Genomic DNA, 18,864 nt, shown 5'->3' on the forward strand with positions numbered 1-18,864 from the left:
TCAATTTATGGGCTTATTGGACAGCCCCTTTTTTGTTTTAAAGCAATTTTTCTTTCGTGCATAACTGCATTTATTTGTCCGCCAACTAATAAAATAATTCCTGAAAAATACAACCATAACATAAGGACGATAATTCCCCCAATACTTCCGTAAGTAGCAGAGTAGCTCTTAAAATTACTTACATAGTAGGAGAATAGGAGAGAAACTACAATCCAGCCAATTGCGGCAAAAGCTGCTCCTGGAATGACACTTCTTAAAAAGAGTTTTTTATTTGGAACAATCCAATACAGTGCAACTAACACAATAAACATGATGAGAGGACTAAATGTCCATCTTAAATTATTCCAAAATTCCACAAAACTCTTTTCAAATCCAAAATATGAAAATAATATTGAACCGATTTGTTGACCAAACACAGGTAATACTAACGCAATTATTAACAACATGATCAGTAATAAGGTGAAAATAACCGACATTCCTCTAACGATAAAAGATGGTCTAGATTCCACCAAATTATACGATCTATTTAATGATTTAACGATAGCATTCATACCCGTTGAAGCAGACCAAATTGTACCTATAATCCCTAAGGATAATAGCCCACCATTTCGATTGACTAATACATCAGAAATCGTTTTTTCTATCAGAATAAAAACGTCAATTGGAACATAGTTTTCTATAAGACGAAAAACTTGTGCTTCGTCCAAATTTAAATAAGGTAATAACGTAACGATAAAAATAAGTAACGGGAATAAGGAGAGCAAGAAAAAGTATGCTAACTGCGCTCCAAAACCCGTTATATCCGTTTTTTGTATAGTTAATAATAGTTGTTTGAAATATCCCATCCATGTCGTTAAATCATGAGATTCTTCCGTTTCTATTTCTTTCTTTTTGATACTAAATAATTTTAACTTTTCAAACCAGCTAGTAGAGGATGAAGCATTTTTTTTTGGGGTATTATCTTTTTCATCTCTTTGACCCACCACCTCATCCTCTCCTTTCTTTTCTAGTTTTGCTTTTGGTGTTCAAAGATACTCGATTCATCTTGTTCGGTAACAACAATTGACTTGTACTCTTCTTTTGAATGGGCAAATGTATCTTTCGTTTCTGTTACTAAGTTTTTCACTTGAGGTGTGATTTCCTTCGCTTCATTAACTTTCTGCGATATATAACTTACATCCGAAGCTAATTGATCATAAACAGATTTCCACTTTGTTATTTGTTCTTCAATAGTAGTTTTTAACTCTTCTCTATTTTTACTGTAATACTGAATTTCATTTCTTACGTACCTAGTTTTATTCATTACAGAATCTCTTGTCTTTCTATCAAACATGGTTAATGCTCCACCAATTATAGCTCCAAAAATAATACCTTTAACAAATTTATTTTCACTCATAAAATTACCTCCAAATTTAACATATACATGATTCCATTATACCCTCCACAAAAAAGAATCAAACTAATTATTTATATTTTTAAAAATTACCTTGACTATAAGACAGAATTTTATGAATATTGTAATGAGTGATTTTAAATAGTAGGCGTAAAATTGAAATGGGGGTAAATTAAAATGGTAAAATTGAATGAGATCTTAGGTAGTATTTCAAGTGTTCTTTGGGGAATTCCTCTCCTAATCTTAATCGTTGGTACAGGTATATATTTAACAGTTCGTGTCGGTTTTTTACAGATTAGGCTTTTACCCGTTGCTTTAAGACTAGTATTCTCTAAAAAGCATGATAAATCTGCAGAAGGGGATATTTCTCAATTCCAAGCACTAACTACTGCACTCGCTGCAACAGTGGGAACGGGAAATATTGTAGGGGTGGCTACAGCTGTTGTACTTGGTGGGCCAGGTGCAATATTTTGGATGTGGTTTTCTGCTTTCTTCGGAATGGTTACTAAATATAGTGAAGCTATTTTAGCAGTTAGATATCGTGTAAAAGATGCTAAAGGACAAATGGCTGGTGGTCCTATGTACTATCTTGAACATGGTTTAAAGCAAAAATGGTTGGCTGTTTTATTTGCAATCTTTGGTGCAATTGCTGCATTTGGTATTGGAAATGGGACTCAATCTAACTCTGTTGCTGGTGTAGTCAAGTCAACATTTGGACTAGATACTTGGATTACTGGTGCTGTACTAACAGTATTTACTGCGCTTGTAATTCTAGGTGGTATTAAATCAATAGGTAATGTTACCGCTATATTCGTACCAGTTATGGCCATATTTTATTTACTAGCAGGATTAATCGTTATGGTTACGAATATAACTGCTGTACCTGACGCATTTGCTACCATTTTTAAAATGGCATTTTCAGGTGAGGCTGCTGCTGGTGGTGCAATCGGTGCTGCTATCCGTTATGGTATCGCTCGAGGCGTATTCTCCAACGAAGCTGGTCTTGGATCTGCTCCTATTGCCGCTGCTGCCGCAAAAACGGATCTGCCAGGGCGTCAGGCACTTGTTTCGATGACACAAGTATTTTTAGATACATTCCTAATATGCTCTATTACCGGTGTTACCATTGTAATGTCAGGTATGTATAAAAACACTAGCCTTGCAGCAAATGAGTTAACTTCAGCTTCATTTGGTCACTTCCTAGGGGATTGGGGACCAATCGTTGTAGCAATTGGATTAATCTTCTTTGCTACTTCTACAATATTCGGATGGGCATATTACGGAGAAAAATGTTTCCAATACTTATTTAAAAACCCATCTTTATTAATCGTTTATCGTATTGCATTTGTCATCATGGTATTTATCGGTTCAGTAGTTTCTTTAGATCTAATCTGGACTTTCTCTGATATTGCAAATGGATTAATGGCTATTCCAAACTTAATAGGACTTCTTGGTCTTTCTGGAGTAGTAATTTATGAAACAAAACGAATTCAAGAAAAATTGAAAGAAGAAAAAGAAGCAGCAAAAGCGGCAAAATCTATTTAGTAATTGACAATCTATACGGAGCATGAAATGATAAAGTGAAACTTCAATCGGTGATCCCACTGATTGTTAATTGAGGCTCTAATGTTGAAAGGCAGGTACAGAACGATGAATTTATCAGAACCTTCTGTTGAAAATGTAACGTATATGATTGAAACAATAAAAGAAAAGCTTCGTATGGTGAACGTTGATGCCATGAAGCCAGAAAATTTTAATGCAACAGAATACGATGATCTAGTTTATTTATATGAAATGGTGAAAAAAAGAGATACATTCAGTCCAAGCGAAATGCAAGCAATTGCAGCTGAGCTAGGAAACTTGAGAAAATAGAAAAAGAAAATCCTTCCCCAACTAAACTAGGGAAGGATTTTTATTATAGATTATTTAATTCCACTGCGATTTTAGCTCCAACTCTTGCATTGTTGTATACTAGTTCAATATTGGAATCTAATGATTTACCTTCTGTTAATTCTTTTACTTTTCCAAGTAAGAATGGCGTTACGTCTTTTCCTTTAATACCGTTTTCATCTGCTTCTTTTAAAGCAGTATGAATGATGTCATTGATATAAGCTTCATCTAATGAGAATTCTGCTGGAATTGGATTTGCAATAATAGCTCCTCCGTTTAATCCTAATTCCCATTTCGTTTTAAGCATTTCTGCAACTTCTTTTGGCTCGTCCAAACGGAAGTTTGCATCGAATGCGCTTGTTGCTGTATAAAATGCTGGGAATGAATCCGTTTGGAACCCAACTACTGGCACACCTTTTGTTTCTAAATACTCTAAAGTTAAGCCAATATCCAAGATAGATTTTGCTCCTGCACAAACTACTGCTACATTTGTAGAAGCAAGCTCTTCTAAGTCAGCTGAAATATCCATTGTCGTTTCAGCACCTCTATGCACACCACCAATACCACCAGTTACGAACATTTTAATACCAGCAATCTCTGCACAAATCATTGTTGTTGCAACTGTTGTAGCTCCAATTTCTTTAGAGGCAACTACATATGGAAGATCTCTTCTTGAAGTTTTTCTTGCATTTTTACTTGTACCTAGCGTCTCCAGTTCTTCCTCTGACAGACCAATTTTAATCTTTCCGTCCATTATCGCAATCGTTGCTGGAACAGCACCGTTGTCACGAATAATTTGCTCCACTTTTCTTGCCATTTCTACGTTTTGTGGGTAAGGCATTCCGTGTGAGATAATAGTTGATTCTAAAGCAACGATCGCCTTTCCTGCTGCCATTCCTTGTTCTACCTCTTGTGAGTATGTTATATATTTTTTCATCTTGTATATTCCTCCAATTCATTAATTAAACTTACTTTAGAAAGCTCTGTTCGAACTGTTTCCGCTGATTGTAAAGTTTTACTTGCGTTCACCATACCAGTGCTTACTGCTTGATGTATCTCGGCACCTTCTAACCATGCATGGAGTGTGGCTGATACAAATGCGTCTCCTGCTCCTGTTACATCTATTACATCATCCACCACTATAGCAGGAACAAAAGCTGTTTCCATATCTCGTCCTGCCAAAATTACTCCTTTACTACTGTTCGTAATAACTACATGGTTAATACCTTTTTGAACGAATAGTTCGGCAGCCTTTTTCCAAGAGGCTTCATCCTCTATTTTCATTTGAAAATAAGTTTCTGCTTCATCCTTATTAGCAATTAACCACTCAATCCCTTCTAAGGATTGAGGCATTCTTTCCATCTTCGGTGACGATACAGGAATAATAGCTAATGGTATTTTATGACCGCTAGAAAGTGCTTGTATATATTCAATGACATCTTTAGGGCAGTTCATATCAATGATTAACAGCTGTGCATTTGTTAAATGAGCTTCTTGTTTTTTCAGATAGTCCACTGTAAATTGATCGTAAATATCCATGTTTGCTAATGCAAACAGCATTTCTCCTTGAGAATCTAATATGGCAGAATAAGTTCCCGTCGAATGGTTCGGTATTTTTTCAACAGAAAATAAATTCATCCAGTGGCTAGAGGCTTTTTCAATAGACTCATACTCCATATCATTACCTACTACAGATAGTAATCGTACTGTATGACCTAATCTTCCTAAATTTTCGGCGATATTCCTTGCAACTCCACCAATGCTTTGTAAGCTAGTAGTCGGATTAGAAGTACCCATTTGCAATTTATTTTTTACAATGTATTTTCTATCTACATTTGCTCCACCAATACAAATAATTTCTTTTTTCTCGGGTAAAATATAAGCTCTCCCCGTTATTTTTCCAGTCTTAATGAGCTGAGAAATAATATTAGCTACAGCTGGTCTAGACATTTGCAGATCATTCGCAATTTCTAATTGAGATGCGTATGGATTTTTTCTAAGGTACTTTAAGATTTTCATTTCCTTTGAGTCCAATCTAATTCCCACCTCCCTTGAACGAACTTTTGTTTTAATTATAAACTTTTGTTTGAAAAAGTCAAATTAAAAACTGACAACTATTTTTTATAGTTGTCAGCTTAAGTACGAGTTATTGTGGAGCGTCGTTTAAAGTGCCATCTTCTAGTACTCGTGGTTGGATTAAAACTTCTACACGTCTATTTTTAGCACGACCTTCTATTGTATCATTAGAAGCAACAGGCTTAAATTCTCCATAACCCTTTGCACTAAAATAAAGCGGGTCTATTGAATTATCTCTTACAAGGATTTTTAAAAAATTGACAGAACGCATCACACTGAGCTCCCAGTTAGATGCAAATTCACTACTAGCTATCGGTATATTATCCGTATGTCCAGTTATGACAACATTTCTAGGTGGATCAAATACTAATAGATCCGATATATCTTCTGCAATTTGTCTATATTCTGGATTCACTTCTGCTTTTCCAGTATCAAATAAAATACTATCTCGAATCGTTACAAGTAATCCCTCATCTGTTAGCTTAGTTGCAAATTGCTTCTCTAAAGCATTCACCGCAATATATTCATCGACACTGTCTTGAATCTTCGACAAGGCTTGCTGATCCTCTACATAAGCTGAACTTTCACTATCCACATCAGAATCATTTGGTGTAACTGGTACATTTACCGGTGAAGGCTGTTCCATTAAACCTGATCCACTATCAAATATTTGATTAAACACTTGTGACATTTGCTCTAATTTCGCTTGATCTACTGTACTAGATGCAAAAAGAACAATAAACAGTGCTAATAATAAAGTTAGTATGTCTGCATAAGGAAGTAGCCATGATTCACTCATTTCCTCTTCTTCCTTATGTTTTTTATGCTTCTTTGCCAAGGCCAGCCTCCCCGCTTTCGTTTAATACTTTTCTGCGTTCCGCCATTGATAGATAGGAAGCAAGCTTTTGTTCAATGACACGTGGTGCATCTCCTTCTAAAACAGATAGGATACCTTCTAACATCATCGTTTTTTGACGAATTTCTTGTTTAGACTTACGTTTTAATTTATTTGCAAATGGATGCCAAAGTACATATCCAGTAAAAATCCCAAGTAATGTAGCAACAAATGCTGCAGAAATGGCATGTCCTAATTTATCAATATCATTCATGTCACCTAAAGCAGCAATTAAACCAACTACAGCTCCAAGTACCCCTAGGGTTGGAGCATATGTACCAGCTTGTGAGAAAATATGTGCTCCACCTGCATGTCTCTCTTCTAATGCGTCTATCTCTTCTGTTAATACATCTCTAATGTAATCGGCATTTTGACCATCAATTGCTAATGTTAAACCATTTTTTAAAAATGGATCATTCACTTCAGACGTCTTGCTTTCCAAAGCAAGTAATCCTTCTCTTCGAGCCAAATCCGCCCAGTTCGAGAACAGTTTAATAACTTCGTGATCAGGCACTAGCTTAGTCTCTTTGAAAATTACTCCAAAAAGCTTTGGAACTCTTTTTAACTCATTCATTGGGAATCCGATAACAATTGTAGCAATTGTCCCGAAAACGATAATTAATATAGCAGCTGGATTTAACAGAACACTTAGTGTTACTCCTTTCATAACTATCCCAGATAATAAAGCAACAAACCCTACTATTAGACCGATTACTGTAGACTTATCCATTCACTTACCCCCACATTCTATTTCTGTATTTTATTTCGGCTAAAAAAATTATTTCTTAATATAAAACTTTATCTCCTGTAATAAAAATTCACTAATAAAGGACAATATTTTACATATTTCTTCACATAAGATCATTGATAAAATAGCCTGAAAACTGATATTATTAAATTAATTACAGAAAGGAAGTATGAATATGTCATCTTTTAATATGAAATTAGAAAAATATGCTGCATTGGCTGTACAAGTAGGGGTGAACATTCAACCTGGACAAAATTTATATATTGCTGCCACTATCGATAGTGTAGAACTTGTGCGCTTAGTTACAAAAAAAGCTTATGAAGTAGGAGCTAACCAAGTTTTTGTAGACTTTTCTGATGATGAAATAACTCGTTTACGTTATGATTTAGCACCAAAGGAATCCTTTGACTTTTTCCCTTCATGGAAAGTGCAAGAAAGAGAGCTTTTAGCAGAACAAGGTGCTGCATTTATGAGTATCATGAGTCAAAGTCCAGACCTTTTAAAAGGAATGGATCCATCAAAAATTGCTGCATTCCAAAAAGCAACTGGTCAAGCTTTGAGTAAATATCGTCAATATGTACAATCTGATAAAATTAGTTGGACGGTTATTGCATCTCCTTCCAAAAATTGGGCGCAAAAAGTGTTCCCTAATCTATCAGAAGAAGAACAAGTACCTGCACTTTGGGAGGCTATTTTCAAAGCAGTTCGTGCTGACTTAGAAGATCCGGTTGCTGCTTGGAAAGAGCATGATTCCCTTCTACACACAAAAGTAGATTATTTAAATGATAAAAACTACAAAAAATTGCACTATACAGCTCCTGGCACGGACTTAACAATTGAACTCCCAGTAGGACATTTATGGTGTGGTGCTAGCAGTGTGAATGAAAAAGGAGAAGACTTCATGGCAAATATGCCAACAGAAGAAGTGTTCACTGTTCCGCTAAAAACAGGTGTAGATGGCTATGTAGCTAGTAGTAAGCCGCTTAGCTATGGTGGCAACATTATTGATAATTTCACTATTACTTTTGAAAATGGTCGCATAGTAAAAGTGGAGGCAGAGCAAGGTCAAGAAGTACTTGAAAATCTAGTTGCTACCGATGAAGGCTCACACTACTTAGGTGAAGTTGCTCTTGTACCACATGATTCACCAATCTCTAATTCTAATTTGTTATTTTACAACACTTTGTTCGATGAAAATGCTTCTAATCACTTAGCTATTGGAAGTGCATACGCTTTCTGTTTAGAGGGTGGTAAGAAGATGAGTCGAGAAGAGCTAGCAGAAAATGGCTTGAACGAAAGTATCACACATGTCGACTTTATGATTGGTTCCGATAAAATGAATATCGACGGAATTAAAGAAGATGGCACCACTGAACCTGTCTTCCGTAATGGAAACTGGGCATTTTAAAACTAACTTAAGAGATTCTATATTTTTCTACTTACTTTTCTACTTAGATTAAGCTATAATAACAGTAGCATATCAAGTGAGGTGTTTGATAATGGGCTTATTTACAGTTACAGTTCTTGGTTTTACAGCATGCTTAGGTATTGTTGGTTATGTAATTATGCATTACTTTGCTAAACCAATGAATTCACATGATTCAATTATTATTGATCCAAAACCATCTGAAAAATATTAATTCAAGGCAACCGCAAATTTTGCGGTTGTTTTTTTATTGTCAGTTATTTGTCATGACATCTCTTTTTTCTTTCATTTATGGAACAAAAGTATTTCAAAATGATTACAAGCAGGTACTATTGGATCATTTATCGAGTTATTCTTGAGAATATTTAACTGTATTAGCCTGAAACATACGTAAAGTTCCATTATGTTACATATGGCAAGTGGAGATTTTTCTATTATACTTACTTTGTATCATTGGAATGGAGGAAGACAAAAATGTTTTCAAACTCACATATAGGAATAGATTTAGGAACAGCAAATACATTAGTCTATACTAAAAACAAAGGATTACTTATAGATGAACCAACAGTAGTAGCAGTAAATACCAAGACAAGAGAAATTATTGCTTTCGGTGAAGAAGCGAAAAAAATGATAGGTAAAACACCTACTTCAATCGAAGTTATTCGCCCTTTAAAAGATGGGGTAATTGCTGATTTTGATATTACTACACAACTATTGAAACTAATCATGCAGAAAGCTAGTAAAAAACTCGGTACAGCACTTCGAAAACCAACAGTGGTTGTATGCACTCCTTCTGGTGCAACATCAGTGGAACGTAGAGCAATTCAGGATGCTGTTCGCCAAAGTGGTGCAAAAGAAGTATATCTAATGGAAGAGCCCGTTGCGGCAGCAATTGGTGCTGGACTACCAGTTAATGAGCCAGTGGCAAGTATGATTATAGATATCGGCGGTGGTACTACGGAAGTTGGGATTATCTCGTTTGGTGGTGTAGTTGCTTCCAATACTGTAAAAGCTGCAGGTGATCGGATGGATGAAGGCATTATTCATTTTGTTCGCAAAGAGTATAATGTCATAATAGGCGAACCTACTGCAGAATTAATTAAGAAAACGATAGGTCATGCTTTGGTACCACATGAAGTAGAATATATGGAGATCCGAGGAAGAGATCTTGTGACCGGCTTACCTAAAACGATTACTCTTTCTTCTACACAAATTCAAGTGGTGTTGAAAGAATCTCTAGAAACTATTCTCGAAGCTATTCGTGCAACTCTTGAAATATGTCCCCCGGAGCTTTCAGGAGATATTGTAGATCATGGAGTTGTCTTAACAGGTGGCGGAGCACTTTTGAAAGATTTTGAAGTGTGGCTTACGAATGTTATTGAGGTACCTGTTCATCTTGCACCTGAACCTTTACAATCTGTAGCAATTGGAACTGGTAAGTCACAATTTATTACTGGACGTAAGAAAATAACTAAGTAATGAAAAAGAGTGAATAATCAATTTTACTTAACACATCATTTAAAAGAGGAAATTCTCTTTTATTTCATATAAAATAATATATAGAAAATGAAAGGGGAATTTCTGTGCCTAATTTAAATGAAATATTATCTTACAATGAATCTTTTGTAAAAAATAAACTTTATGCTCCTTATTTAACTACCAAGTTTCCTGATAAACGTATAGTTATTCTCACATGCATGGATACTCGACTTGTTGAAATGCTTCCAAAATCGATGAATTTTAAAAACGGCGATGTAAAAATTGTGAAAAGTGCTGGTGCTGTTATTAATCATCCATTTGGAGGTATTATGCGTAGTTTAATCGTTGCGGTCTATGAACTTCAAGCCGATGAAATTTATGTAATAGGACATCATGATTGTGGTATGAGTTCAATTCAAACAGATAAAATCTTGGAGAAGATGACTGCACGAGGTGTAGACCCTCGCATTTTTGATATTATGAAGTATTCTGGTGTCAACGTCGAAGAATGGCTTGAAGGCTTTTCAGATGTCGAAAAAAGCGTTTTACATAGCGTAGACATGATTCGAAATCACCCACTTATGATTCCAGATGTTCATGTTCATGGATTAATTATTGACCCTAATACGGGTCGTTTGGACTTAGTGACAGATGGGAATATCGACAAAAAGTAAAGTATTTCCCGGGAAATTGACAAAAAGTTGGCTATTCATCACTGAATAACCAACTTTTTATTTTTTTATAAATATTCTTACCCTTTCAATGGTCTTCACTTATAGAAGCGTACATATAGTGATCTTCCCATTTGCCGTTAATAAATAAGAGTCTTCGAAGCAAACCTTCACGTAGAAAGCTATTCTTCTCTAATACTTTAATAGAACCAAAATTTCGTGGAGATACATACGCCTCTATACGATTTAAATGGACATGTTCAAATCCAAACGCTTTAACTAGATGAACCGCCTCTGATGCAATACCCTTTCCTACAAATTGTTGATCCATTGAATATCCAATAAGACCGCTGGAAAATGGCATTCGCTTTAAACTATATAAAGAAATATTGCCGATTATTTGATCTGTTTTATGCTCAAAGATACCAAAGCTAAACTCTCTTTTCTCTTCCATGAGCATAAGAGATTCTCTGATTTTTTCTCGTTGAACAGTTGTCGTATAATAATCATCCCGATGTAATGGTTCAAAGATGGACCAATACATCTTATTTCGATACACAATATTTGCAAGGCCTGGTGCATCTTTTATGCTTAATGTCCTTAAATAACAAGTATCCCCTTCTAAATAAATCAAACACCTTCACCCTTTTGCATTAGTTAATTGCATAAACTCATTCACATCCTGAATGCAAAGGTCAATTCCTTTTATCCAAAACGCTTCTTTCGTAATATCTTCTTCTAAATGCTTCATTGCCAATTCTTCTACGGTCATTACAGCTGTATCTTGTAGTAAAGCAATATATTTTTCTTCAAAATTAGTTCCTTCATTGATTGCTTTCGCATAAATGCTTAAGGAGAATAAATACCCAAACGTATATGGGAAGTTATAGAAAGGAACTTCCGTAATATAGAAGTGCAATTTAGATGCCCAAAAATGAGGATGCGTTGTTTTTAAAGCATCGCCATAAGCTTCTCTTTGAGCAGTTTCCATCAATTCATTTAATCTTGTAGCAGAAACTATTCCATTTTTACGTTCTTCATAGAATCTAGTTTCAAATAGGAATCGGGCATGAATGTTCATGAAGAAAGCAACACTTCGCTGAATTTTATCTTCTAGAAGAGCAATTTTCTCATCATTTGACTTCGCTTCTTTTACTGCTGCGTCAGCTACAATCATCTCAGCAAATGTAGAAGCTGTTTCGGCAACACCCATAGCGTACTGACGATTCATCCAGTGTACCGGTCTTAAAGCATATGAATGGAATGCATGTCCTAATTCATGAGCTAGTGTAGAAACATTGGACATGGATCCACTATACGTCATGAAAATACGTGATTCTTCTGATACCGGCATTCCCGTACAAAATCCACCTGGACGTTTATTCGGACGATCTTCGGCTTCTATCCAGCCTTGTTCAAATGCATTTCTTGAGAACGCTTCTAGCTTAGGACCAAATTCTTTAAAATGCTTTAAAATAAACGCTGCTCCTTGTTGGAAGTCCATCTTCTCTGTTGACGCAATCACTGGCGCATCTAAGTCATACCAATGCATACCATCCTCGCCTAGCATAGCCGATTTTTTATTTAAATATTCGACAAATGGTCCTTTATTTTTGGAAATAGCTCCCCACATTGCATCCAGTGTTTCTTGTTTCATACGGTTTATTTGAAGTGGTTCTTGTAGGACAGAATCCCAACCTCTTTTTTCATAAATAGCTAAACGGAAACCAGCTAAATGATTTAGCGTTTTTGCAAAGAACTCCTCTTTTTCAGTCCATGCAGCTTCTAACGCTTCGAAAGATTCCTGGCGAATCGTTGCATCTTCATGAGAGCTTAAGTTATTTGCTTGACCAACAGAAAGCTCTTTCTTTTCTCCATCAATCGTTAATTTGATACGAATATCACCAACAAGTAAATCATATAGTTGACCCCAAGCGTGATAGCCATCTACACCAAGTGTAGTAATCATATCTTCTTCTTTTTCTGAAAGCATTTTCTTTGCTTCTTCTCTCCATTCATTTAATACAAAAGCAAATGCCGAGAGTTCTTCTGTTTGCAGTAATTCTTGCCATATTGTTTCTTCCGTCTTACTAAAGACTTGTTGAATAACAAGCATTTGGGAAGAAAATTTTGCATACATGGAACCAACTTCTCCTTGCAGTAATGTAGCTTGTTTATCCGTTGTATCTTGAGCCAAGAAACAGCCAATTACTGCTCCTCCTTCAGACAAATTCAACGCAATATCCTTCACTTCGTTTATTGTATCTTCAATTTGGCGTACATCTTTTACGGAAGTTGGTACAGAGAGTTCTTGTAGTTTACTTTCGAAAGCAGCCAATTTAGCTTTCACTTCATCTAAATGTGTGCGAAGGTCTGGTGAACTACTCCCCCCTTTGAAAAAACGGTCTAAGTCCCATACTAATGGATAAGCTTGTTCAAGCATGTGGATATTCCTCCTATAAAGATAGTTTAGAAGTCTATTATATCATGTTTTGTATAATTAGAATTATTCTGTTTTTAGTCACATAACATTCATAATTGTCATTTGTAGTACGGATATTTCAAAGGTATACTTATTAAATAGAAGGAGGGGAATCCATGGTAAAGATCATACTTTTGATTTTCAGTTTTATCTCTACTGTTACTGTGAATATACTCGCAGACACACTTCCTATAAACAATCAAACCTCTGAGGCTATATCAAATAGAATACCTGCATTATTCACGCCAGCTAATTATGCATTTTCCATTTTGATTCTTATCTATATCTTATTAGCATTCTGGTTATGGAATGTCATTCGTGAGTATAGAATTACGTCCAGCATTCCATGGAATCGCGTGTTATTATTCGTAGCTAGTTGTATTTTTAATATTGCGTGGATCTTTTTCTGGCATTATGAACTATTTAGTTATTCTCTCATTACGATCATTGCCTTACTTTGGACTTTTTTTATTCTTTATATGACTTATTCTACAGAACAAGAAAACTGGAAGAGTAGAGTACCTATTTCTATTTACTTAGGTTGGACTTTTGTTGCTACAATTACCAATCTTGACTTTGTTTTAACCTATTATGAGTTCGGTGGATTTGGAATGACTACATCACTATGGGTCGTTATTTTCTTGACCATAGCTACAGCCATCGCTCTTCATTTCCGCTATCATTACAATGATCGGGCCATTGCCCTCGTTTTCATATGGGCTTTTATTGGAATTGCTGCTCGTCACAAATTTGATGATTTATTAATTACATCGGCTTCTATATTCTTAAGTAGTGTCCTCCTAGTAGGAATATTATTTATCAAAAAAACGCCTTCGAAACGTTAAAGTTCGAAGGCGTTTTTCTATTTAATCTAATTTTGTTAATAAAATCGGAGCTTCTTTTGTAACGATAATCGTGTGCTCAATTTGCGCAACTAATGATTTATCTGGTGTCACAAATGTCCAGCCATCTCCCGATTCGACAATATGCTCTGCTTTTTCAGAGATAAAAGGCTCTACTGCAAGTACCATGCCCTCTTTTAAAATCGTTGGATCCCAAGCATCGTAGTAATTCAATACATGTTGAGGTGCTTCATGTAGGGATTTCCCTATTCCATGACCAGTTAGATTCATGATTACATGTAAACCATTATCCTTTGCTTCTCTTGCAACAGCTTTCCCGATTTGATTTAAACGGGCACCTGCTTTTACTTTTAACATCGCACGATTAAATGCACTCTCTGCTACTGCACATAATTTTTCTTTTTCCGGATAACCTTCTCCAACGACAAAAGAAATACCTGTATCCGCAAAATACCCATCCAAAGAACCTGATACATCAATATTAACCATATCGCCTTCTTTAATAACACGTGAACCTGGAATACCATGTGCCACTTCTTCGTTCACACTAATACAAGTATATCCTGGGAAATCATATTCTCCCATAGGTCCTGAAATCGCGCCATTTTCTTTGAAGAGCTTGCCACCGATTTCATCGATTTCTTTAGTTGTGATACCAGGTTTAGTTGCAGCTTTCATTACCTCTCGAACTTCCGCAACAATACGCCCTATTTTTTTTAACGCCTCTAACTCTTCATTTGTTTGTACAATCATCTTATAAGATCCCTTCTTCACTTAACTGTACAATAATCATATCATATTTATGCTTTATTCGGCAGTACCAGGCGTGGAGCTTTTACGAACAAAATCACACAGATAAATGCCGCCAGTAAAAATACTGGAATCATATAAGTAGAATTATATATTAGCGAATATAAAATTACATTTTGATCACCAGCAAATTCTCCAAAGAACAGTATCCCAGAAAGGACATGTGCAAGGTAACGAAGAAATGCTGCAATGAATGCTCCTGCAATTACAGCAGTAGCCATCTTCATCTTATCCTTTTGTTCAAACGCTTTCATAAATGCAGGTCTTAATAATCCAGCAAATCCAGCTACCATAAATGCAATAAAGTAGTCAATTGCTACTTGTATAATAACGATTTCAAAAGACAACGGTGCAGCATAAAAACGACCTGTAACTACTTGTAGTAGTCCAATTAAAAAACCAGTAATAAGGCCAGCTACTATTCCACGACGAAAAGCTATTAAAATAACTGGAACAAGTACAAAGGTAACAGTCCCACCTTGTGGCATTCCAAATCCTAACATATCTAATACATATCCAAGTGCTGCAAAAATAGCTATTTCTACCAATAACAATACACGTTGATTTTTCATTGTAATCTCCTTTTTTGACCACAAAAAAACGACACCGGGATAGACCCAGACATCGCGCGATTGTCAGTTTCCATCCACATCCCTACGCAAGCATGAACTTACAGGTTCTAAGGGTACTATCTCAGCCGCTTAAGCGACGCCCCTTGTGGTTATGAATTATTTAGTTCGAGTTCATTGTAGCTGAATGAAGTAAGCAATGCAACCCCTTATGTTATCATTGTGATACTATTATGAATTTAATATAAGGGGTGTTTGGAATGATTAACTTATTGAAAAATCTAATTCGCATAAAGAGTGACGACGTACAAGGAGCAAACGAAGCACTATTATTTTGTAAAGCATGGCTCGAGGAAAGAGATATCGCTCCAATAATATATGAGCATGACTCTCAGCTTATGCTTATTGCGGAGATAGGAAGCGGTGACGAATGTATCGTTTGGAATGGTCACGTGGATGTAGTCCCTGGAAATCCAACACAATTTCAACCATATGTAGAGGGAGATTATTTATATGGACGTGGCTCTGCAGATATGAAAGCTGGTGTAGCTGCTATGATGGATGCATTTTATGAGCTCTCCAAAAATCCTCTGAAGTTATCCAAAAAAATTCAACTTCATCTAGTAACAGATGAAGAAACAGGCGGAAATACTTCTCAATATCTAGTAAGCAAAGGTTATAACGGTAATTTTGTTATTTGCGGAGAGCCTACACATTTACATATCGGACTTCAAGCAAAGGGGATTGTACAATTAGATATCGTGCTTAAAGGAAAATCCAGTCATGGAAGTCGTCCTTGGGAAGGGGTCAATGCAATTGAAAAAGCATTTGCATTTGATCAAGAAATGCGAAAACTATCCTTTTTAACGGCAAGTAGTATGTTTTATGATTATCCCTCACTAAATTTGGCAAAAATACATGCAGGAGACCGTTATAATGTTGTTCCAGATGAATGTGTACTAAGCTATGACATTCGCTATGTTCCAGGACAAAATCAAGATGCTATTATTGATGAGATACAAAATGCTGCTAATCATTTTTTTGAAAGTGAAGTGATTATTCATTCTACTGCTCCTGCAGTAACGACAGAGGATAATAATAGCTATGTAGAAAAACTCCAAGGCGTTACTTCTAAGATTATGGAAAGACCTACTAATCTATTTGGCCAGCATGGTTCAGCGGATACTCGTTTCTATGCAGAGCAAGGTGCTGGTGCAATTGAGTTTGGACCAAGCGGAGCAGATTGGCACGGAGAAAATGAATATGTGTCTATTTCTTCAGTGGAAAAATATAAGAACATCTTAGTTTCTTTTGCGTTAGCATGAAACTATCGATGCCCGTATATATAGTAAATCACAAGCTAGAAAGGAGATTTTTTTGAATGAATAACAACAAATTACTAAGCGCACTATCTTATTTCAGTGTACTATTCGCGCCATTTATACTTCCCATCATTGTTTATTTTATTACACAAGAAAAAGAAGTAAAGTATCATGCGAAAAAGTCATTAATCTCACATGTTGTCCCAGTTATTCTCCTTATTATTTTATTTATAAGTATATTTGCAAACTTTTTCCCTTTATTTAATGCTCTACCGTATGAAGAACCTTCATTATGGACAGTATCCGCACCGATATTATTTATTTTCTTGTATATGATTGTTTATATAATCATTCTCATATGGAACATTATTCAAGGCATTAAAGTGTTACGATAATGTTTATTCATTTATAATTGAGGGAATAAAATAATATAGAGATTTAAACGAGGAGCGATAGCAATGAAAGTAAAAAACTTAGTTAAAATCGCGATTAAATGGGCACCAATTGTGTATCCGATCGTTCGTAAAGTATTAAAATCTAAAAAAACGGTAAAATAAAAAAGCGCTAATCAATATGTATCCTACACGGAATAAAGTATAGTTGATTTCCGCTATAGGCGGACGCTTTCCGCGGGGTGAGCGATAAGCCATCACCGCCGCTACGCGTCGTTTGTGATGTCTTATCTGTCTCACTCATCCCGCTGGAGTCGCCGCCTGCCGCTTCAATCAACCAAGTGATAAATGTTCGTATTTTAATAAAAAAGTACTATTTATGAAATTAACTCGGTTATCAACTTATTAGAGGGTTTTTCGGAGCAAATTGTTCTAATCGTTTCGGGAATGCTTAGTGCAGACTTTTCTACATCAATACCGAAGTGTAGTTTCAGTCGAGGGAAGTGACATGCGTCACTTCCCTCGACTCTTTTTTCGGTCTTCTTGTGTCGATCGTCTGTCCGTCGCTCTCCTGCAACTTTTGTATATCAGGTTTCTTTTGGTTTGGATAATAAGTGAATAACTTCTATAAACTTATACAGTATGGGGCTGCCCAATAAGCCCATAAATTGAAGCAGGTGTAGAAAAAAGAGTCATTTTCTACACCTGTTTTTTGTATACTTTTTATTAAAACTACTATTTTTTGTAGGCAATTGATTGTAGTGAAAGACGGCGACTCCAGCGGGAATAGCAGATGTTTTCTGCACCGAAAGCGAAGCGGCAGGTGCAAGCTGAAGGCCCCGCAGGAGCGAAAGCGACGAGGAGACTGAAGCCATGCCCGCGGAAAGCGTCCGTTTGGAACGGAAATCAATACATTGGAAAAGGGACCATCTCTCAGTCACTATGTGACTTTAACGACAGCCCCTTTTTTTGCTTAGATATATGTTTTTAATTCGGTTAATGATAAATAGTGATCAAGGCCTTCAATCTTCGAAACTGGAGATTTAGAGTCTTTTTTTTCTTTGTTTATTAGTTGCTCAAATGTTAAAGGGTTTGGAGCTGGTAATTCATTTGGATAGACTTGTAAGCCTTTATTGTATTGTGAAAAGAATGCATTTGCCATCAGACGGTAACCTTCCAATGAAGGATGAACATCAGCAGCATTTGGTAACAATTCTTTTGCTTGGGCTTCAAATATCTCTGCAACGGATATAAAAGTCGCACCATTTGCTTCTGCTTCCGCTTTTAAAATAGAATGCAATGTGTCTAACTCTTTACGCACGCCTTCCTGTTGGGACTCGCGAACATGTGGATAAGCAAAATAATAGCCCATTACATAGACTTCGGCTTTCGGTGCTATTACTTTTACTTCTTTAATGATTTCTTCTACATTTTTCCTAGCGCTATTCAATGCAAAATCTACAGGAACTTTTTGATAGGCAACTGAACCGTTTGATGGATTCACTTGTACAAGTCGAAGTAAATCATTAGCACCAACAGAAATGGTTACAAGCGTTGCATTTTTCAATAATTCTTTCGCTTCTTTTGTCCGAACAGTTGATAGCACATCTGCAGTTGTATAACCGGGAAATGCTAATGCTTTCGAATAGAGAGCAAGCTGATTAGAGCGAGTCAATTCTTGCGCAATTAAATCCGTATAACCAGCATCAATCGCACGATAAGGCGTTTGCCCTGCTGCTAATGAATCTCCAAGCGCAATATATACTTCCTTTCCTCTTGCTTCTGCTGACAAAGTTGTAAATGGTAGCAACGAGATTACCAGTAAGACAATCCACTTCTTCATGCAGA

Annotated in this window: 20 protein-coding genes and 1 riboswitch; of the genes, 9 read left to right on the forward strand and 11 right to left on the reverse strand. The window is 36.1% G+C overall.

Annotated elements, in window-relative coordinates:
• Positions 1 to 5 precede the first annotated feature (5 nt).
• Together MHH81_RS16625 and MHH81_RS16630 are read right to left on the reverse strand one after the other, a co-directional pair.
• Positions 6 to 986 carry a YihY/virulence factor BrkB family protein gene (locus MHH81_RS16625; protein ID WP_340923283.1) on the reverse strand — a complete coding sequence of 327 codons (981 nt, stop codon included), beginning with the start codon at positions 984 to 986 and terminating at the stop codon, positions 6 to 8.
• Between the two features lie 20 nt (positions 987 to 1,006).
• Positions 1,007 to 1,396, reverse strand: coding sequence for a YtxH domain-containing protein (locus tag MHH81_RS16630; RefSeq protein WP_340923286.1), 390 nt, complete (start codon positions 1,394 to 1,396; stop codon positions 1,007 to 1,009).
• 174 nt (positions 1,397 to 1,570) lie between these two features.
• On the opposite strand from MHH81_RS16630, the gene MHH81_RS16635 reads away from it, so the two are divergent.
• Both MHH81_RS16635 and MHH81_RS16640 read left to right on the forward strand, forming a co-directional pair.
• Entirely contained in the window at positions 1,571 to 2,938 is a 1,368-nt protein-coding gene (locus MHH81_RS16635; protein WP_340923289.1) for an alanine/glycine:cation symporter family protein, read from the forward strand.
• Between the two features lie 105 nt (positions 2,939 to 3,043).
• Positions 3,044 to 3,265, forward strand: a complete 222-nt coding sequence (locus MHH81_RS16640) for a DUF1128 domain-containing protein (RefSeq protein WP_340923292.1) — start codon at positions 3,044 to 3,046, stop codon at positions 3,263 to 3,265.
• A 43-nt stretch (positions 3,266 to 3,308) separates the two neighbouring features.
• On the opposite strand, the gene MHH81_RS16645 is transcribed toward MHH81_RS16640, so the two are convergent.
• The 4 genes from MHH81_RS16645 to motA all read right to left on the reverse strand — a co-directional run bounded on the left by MHH81_RS16645 (position 3,309) and on the right by motA (position 6,984).
• The gene (locus MHH81_RS16645) at positions 3,309 to 4,220 is read right to left on the reverse strand and encodes a pseudouridine-5'-phosphate glycosidase (protein ID WP_340923294.1); all 912 of its coding nucleotides are present in this window, start codon (positions 4,218 to 4,220) and stop codon (positions 3,309 to 3,311) included.
• Positions 4,217 to 5,317, reverse strand: coding sequence for a PfkB family carbohydrate kinase (locus MHH81_RS16650; protein ID WP_340923297.1), 1,101 nt, complete (start codon positions 5,315 to 5,317; stop codon positions 4,217 to 4,219). Before MHH81_RS16650 ends, MHH81_RS16645 begins: the two co-directional genes overlap by 4 nt.
• Positions 5,318 to 5,429: 112 nt before the next feature.
• A complete protein-coding gene (motB, locus tag MHH81_RS16655) occupies positions 5,430 to 6,197 on the reverse strand; it encodes a flagellar motor protein MotB (protein WP_340923300.1) in 768 nt (255 codons plus the stop codon).
• Entirely contained in the window at positions 6,181 to 6,984 is an 804-nt protein-coding gene (motA, locus tag MHH81_RS16660; protein WP_340923304.1) for a flagellar motor stator protein MotA, read from the reverse strand. The genes motB and motA overlap by 17 nt, the downstream gene beginning before the upstream one ends.
• Before the next feature lie 193 nt (positions 6,985 to 7,177).
• Here motA and MHH81_RS16665 point away from each other — a divergent pair, with 193 nt between their 5' ends.
• The 4 genes from MHH81_RS16665 to MHH81_RS16680 all read left to right on the forward strand — a co-directional run bounded on the left by MHH81_RS16665 (position 7,178) and on the right by MHH81_RS16680 (position 10,581).
• Positions 7,178 to 8,410 (forward strand): aminopeptidase, encoded by a 1,233-nt coding sequence (locus MHH81_RS16665; RefSeq protein WP_340923308.1) that lies wholly within the window; start codon positions 7,178 to 7,180, stop codon positions 8,408 to 8,410.
• Between the two features lie 91 nt (positions 8,411 to 8,501).
• On the forward strand, positions 8,502 to 8,642 hold the full coding sequence (locus MHH81_RS16670; RefSeq protein WP_340923311.1) for a hypothetical protein: 141 nt from the start codon (positions 8,502 to 8,504) through the stop codon (positions 8,640 to 8,642).
• 260 nt (positions 8,643 to 8,902) lie between these two features.
• The gene (mreBH, locus tag MHH81_RS16675) at positions 8,903 to 9,907 is read left to right on the forward strand and encodes a rod-share determining protein MreBH (RefSeq protein ID WP_340923313.1); all 1,005 of its coding nucleotides are present in this window, start codon (positions 8,903 to 8,905) and stop codon (positions 9,905 to 9,907) included.
• A gap of 104 nt (positions 9,908 to 10,011) precedes the next feature.
• A complete protein-coding gene (locus MHH81_RS16680) occupies positions 10,012 to 10,581 on the forward strand; it encodes a beta-class carbonic anhydrase (RefSeq protein ID WP_340923316.1) in 570 nt (189 codons plus the stop codon).
• An 85-nt stretch (positions 10,582 to 10,666) separates the two neighbouring features.
• On the opposite strand, the gene MHH81_RS16685 is transcribed toward MHH81_RS16680, so the two are convergent.
• Complete coding sequence (locus tag MHH81_RS16685) at positions 10,667 to 11,212, reverse strand: GNAT family N-acetyltransferase (protein WP_340923318.1); 546 nt, start codon at positions 11,210 to 11,212, stop codon at positions 10,667 to 10,669.
• A gap of 6 nt (positions 11,213 to 11,218) precedes the next feature.
• Positions 11,219 to 13,021, reverse strand: coding sequence for a M3 family oligoendopeptidase (locus MHH81_RS16690; RefSeq protein WP_340923321.1), 1,803 nt, complete (start codon positions 13,019 to 13,021; stop codon positions 11,219 to 11,221).
• A 155-nt stretch (positions 13,022 to 13,176) separates the two neighbouring features.
• Here MHH81_RS16690 and MHH81_RS16695 point away from each other — a divergent pair, with 155 nt between their 5' ends.
• Positions 13,177 to 13,905, forward strand: a complete 729-nt coding sequence (locus tag MHH81_RS16695; protein WP_340923324.1) for a tryptophan-rich sensory protein — start codon at positions 13,177 to 13,179, stop codon at positions 13,903 to 13,905.
• A 21-nt stretch (positions 13,906 to 13,926) separates the two neighbouring features.
• On the opposite strand, the gene map is transcribed toward MHH81_RS16695, so the two are convergent.
• Positions 13,927 to 14,676, reverse strand: a complete 750-nt coding sequence (gene map / locus MHH81_RS16700) for a type I methionyl aminopeptidase (protein WP_340923327.1) — start codon at positions 14,674 to 14,676, stop codon at positions 13,927 to 13,929.
• A gap of 47 nt (positions 14,677 to 14,723) precedes the next feature.
• On the reverse strand, positions 14,724 to 15,305 hold the full coding sequence (thiT, locus tag MHH81_RS16705; RefSeq protein WP_340923329.1) for an energy-coupled thiamine transporter ThiT: 582 nt from the start codon (positions 15,303 to 15,305) through the stop codon (positions 14,724 to 14,726).
• A gap of 62 nt (positions 15,306 to 15,367) precedes the next feature.
• Positions 15,368 to 15,459, reverse strand: a riboswitch (TPP riboswitch).
• A gap of 103 nt (positions 15,460 to 15,562) precedes the next feature.
• Here thiT and MHH81_RS16710 point away from each other — a divergent pair.
• The gene (locus tag MHH81_RS16710) at positions 15,563 to 16,627 is read left to right on the forward strand and encodes a M20 family metallopeptidase (protein WP_340923332.1); all 1,065 of its coding nucleotides are present in this window, start codon (positions 15,563 to 15,565) and stop codon (positions 16,625 to 16,627) included.
• Positions 16,628 to 16,683: 56 nt separating this feature from the next.
• Entirely contained in the window at positions 16,684 to 17,019 is a 336-nt protein-coding gene (locus MHH81_RS16715) for a DUF4870 domain-containing protein (protein ID WP_340923336.1), read from the forward strand.
• Positions 17,020 to 17,989: 970 nt separating this feature from the next.
• Here MHH81_RS16715 and MHH81_RS16725 read toward each other — a convergent pair.
• Positions 17,990 to 18,859 carry an SGNH/GDSL hydrolase family protein gene (locus tag MHH81_RS16725; protein WP_340923342.1) on the reverse strand — a complete coding sequence of 290 codons (870 nt, stop codon included), beginning with the start codon at positions 18,857 to 18,859 and terminating at the stop codon, positions 17,990 to 17,992.
• Positions 18,860 to 18,864: the final 5 nt, after the last annotated feature.

The organism is Psychrobacillus sp. FSL H8-0484 (genome assembly GCF_038005325.1).
GTDB lineage: Bacteria > Bacillota > Bacilli > Bacillales_A > Planococcaceae > Psychrobacillus.

Excerpts from the sequence above, each read along its gene's own strand:
- MHH81_RS16645 (WP_340923294.1), bottom strand. The coding sequence starts at position 4,220 with ATGAAAAAATATATAACATACTCACAAGAGGTAGAACAAGGAATGGCA.
- motA (WP_340923304.1), bottom strand. The coding sequence starts at position 6,984 with ATGGATAAGTCTACAGTAATCGGTCTAATAGTAGGGTTTGTTGCTTTA.
- mreBH (WP_340923313.1), top strand. The coding sequence starts at position 8,903 with ATGTTTTCAAACTCACATATAGGAATAGATTTAGGAACAGCAAATACA.
- MHH81_RS16695 (WP_340923324.1), top strand. The coding sequence starts at position 13,177 with ATGGTAAAGATCATACTTTTGATTTTCAGTTTTATCTCTACTGTTACT.
- MHH81_RS16710 (WP_340923332.1), top strand. The coding sequence starts at position 15,563 with ATGATTAACTTATTGAAAAATCTAATTCGCATAAAGAGTGACGACGTA.
- MHH81_RS16665 (WP_340923308.1), top strand. The coding sequence starts at position 7,178 with ATGTCATCTTTTAATATGAAATTAGAAAAATATGCTGCATTGGCTGTA.
- MHH81_RS16635 (WP_340923289.1), top strand. The coding sequence starts at position 1,571 with ATGGTAAAATTGAATGAGATCTTAGGTAGTATTTCAAGTGTTCTTTGG.
- MHH81_RS16670 (WP_340923311.1), top strand. The coding sequence starts at position 8,502 with ATGGGCTTATTTACAGTTACAGTTCTTGGTTTTACAGCATGCTTAGGT.
- MHH81_RS16690 (WP_340923321.1), bottom strand. The coding sequence starts at position 13,021 with ATGCTTGAACAAGCTTATCCATTAGTATGGGACTTAGACCGTTTTTTC.
- thiT (WP_340923329.1), bottom strand. The coding sequence starts at position 15,305 with ATGAAAAATCAACGTGTATTGTTATTGGTAGAAATAGCTATTTTTGCA.
- MHH81_RS16640 (WP_340923292.1), top strand. The coding sequence starts at position 3,044 with ATGAATTTATCAGAACCTTCTGTTGAAAATGTAACGTATATGATTGAA.
- MHH81_RS16630 (WP_340923286.1), bottom strand. The coding sequence starts at position 1,396 with ATGAGTGAAAATAAATTTGTTAAAGGTATTATTTTTGGAGCTATAATT.
- MHH81_RS16725 (WP_340923342.1), bottom strand. The coding sequence starts at position 18,859 with ATGAAGAAGTGGATTGTCTTACTGGTAATCTCGTTGCTACCATTTACA.
- MHH81_RS16715 (WP_340923336.1), top strand. The coding sequence starts at position 16,684 with ATGAATAACAACAAATTACTAAGCGCACTATCTTATTTCAGTGTACTA.
- map (WP_340923327.1), bottom strand. The coding sequence starts at position 14,676 with ATGATTGTACAAACAAATGAAGAGTTAGAGGCGTTAAAAAAAATAGGG.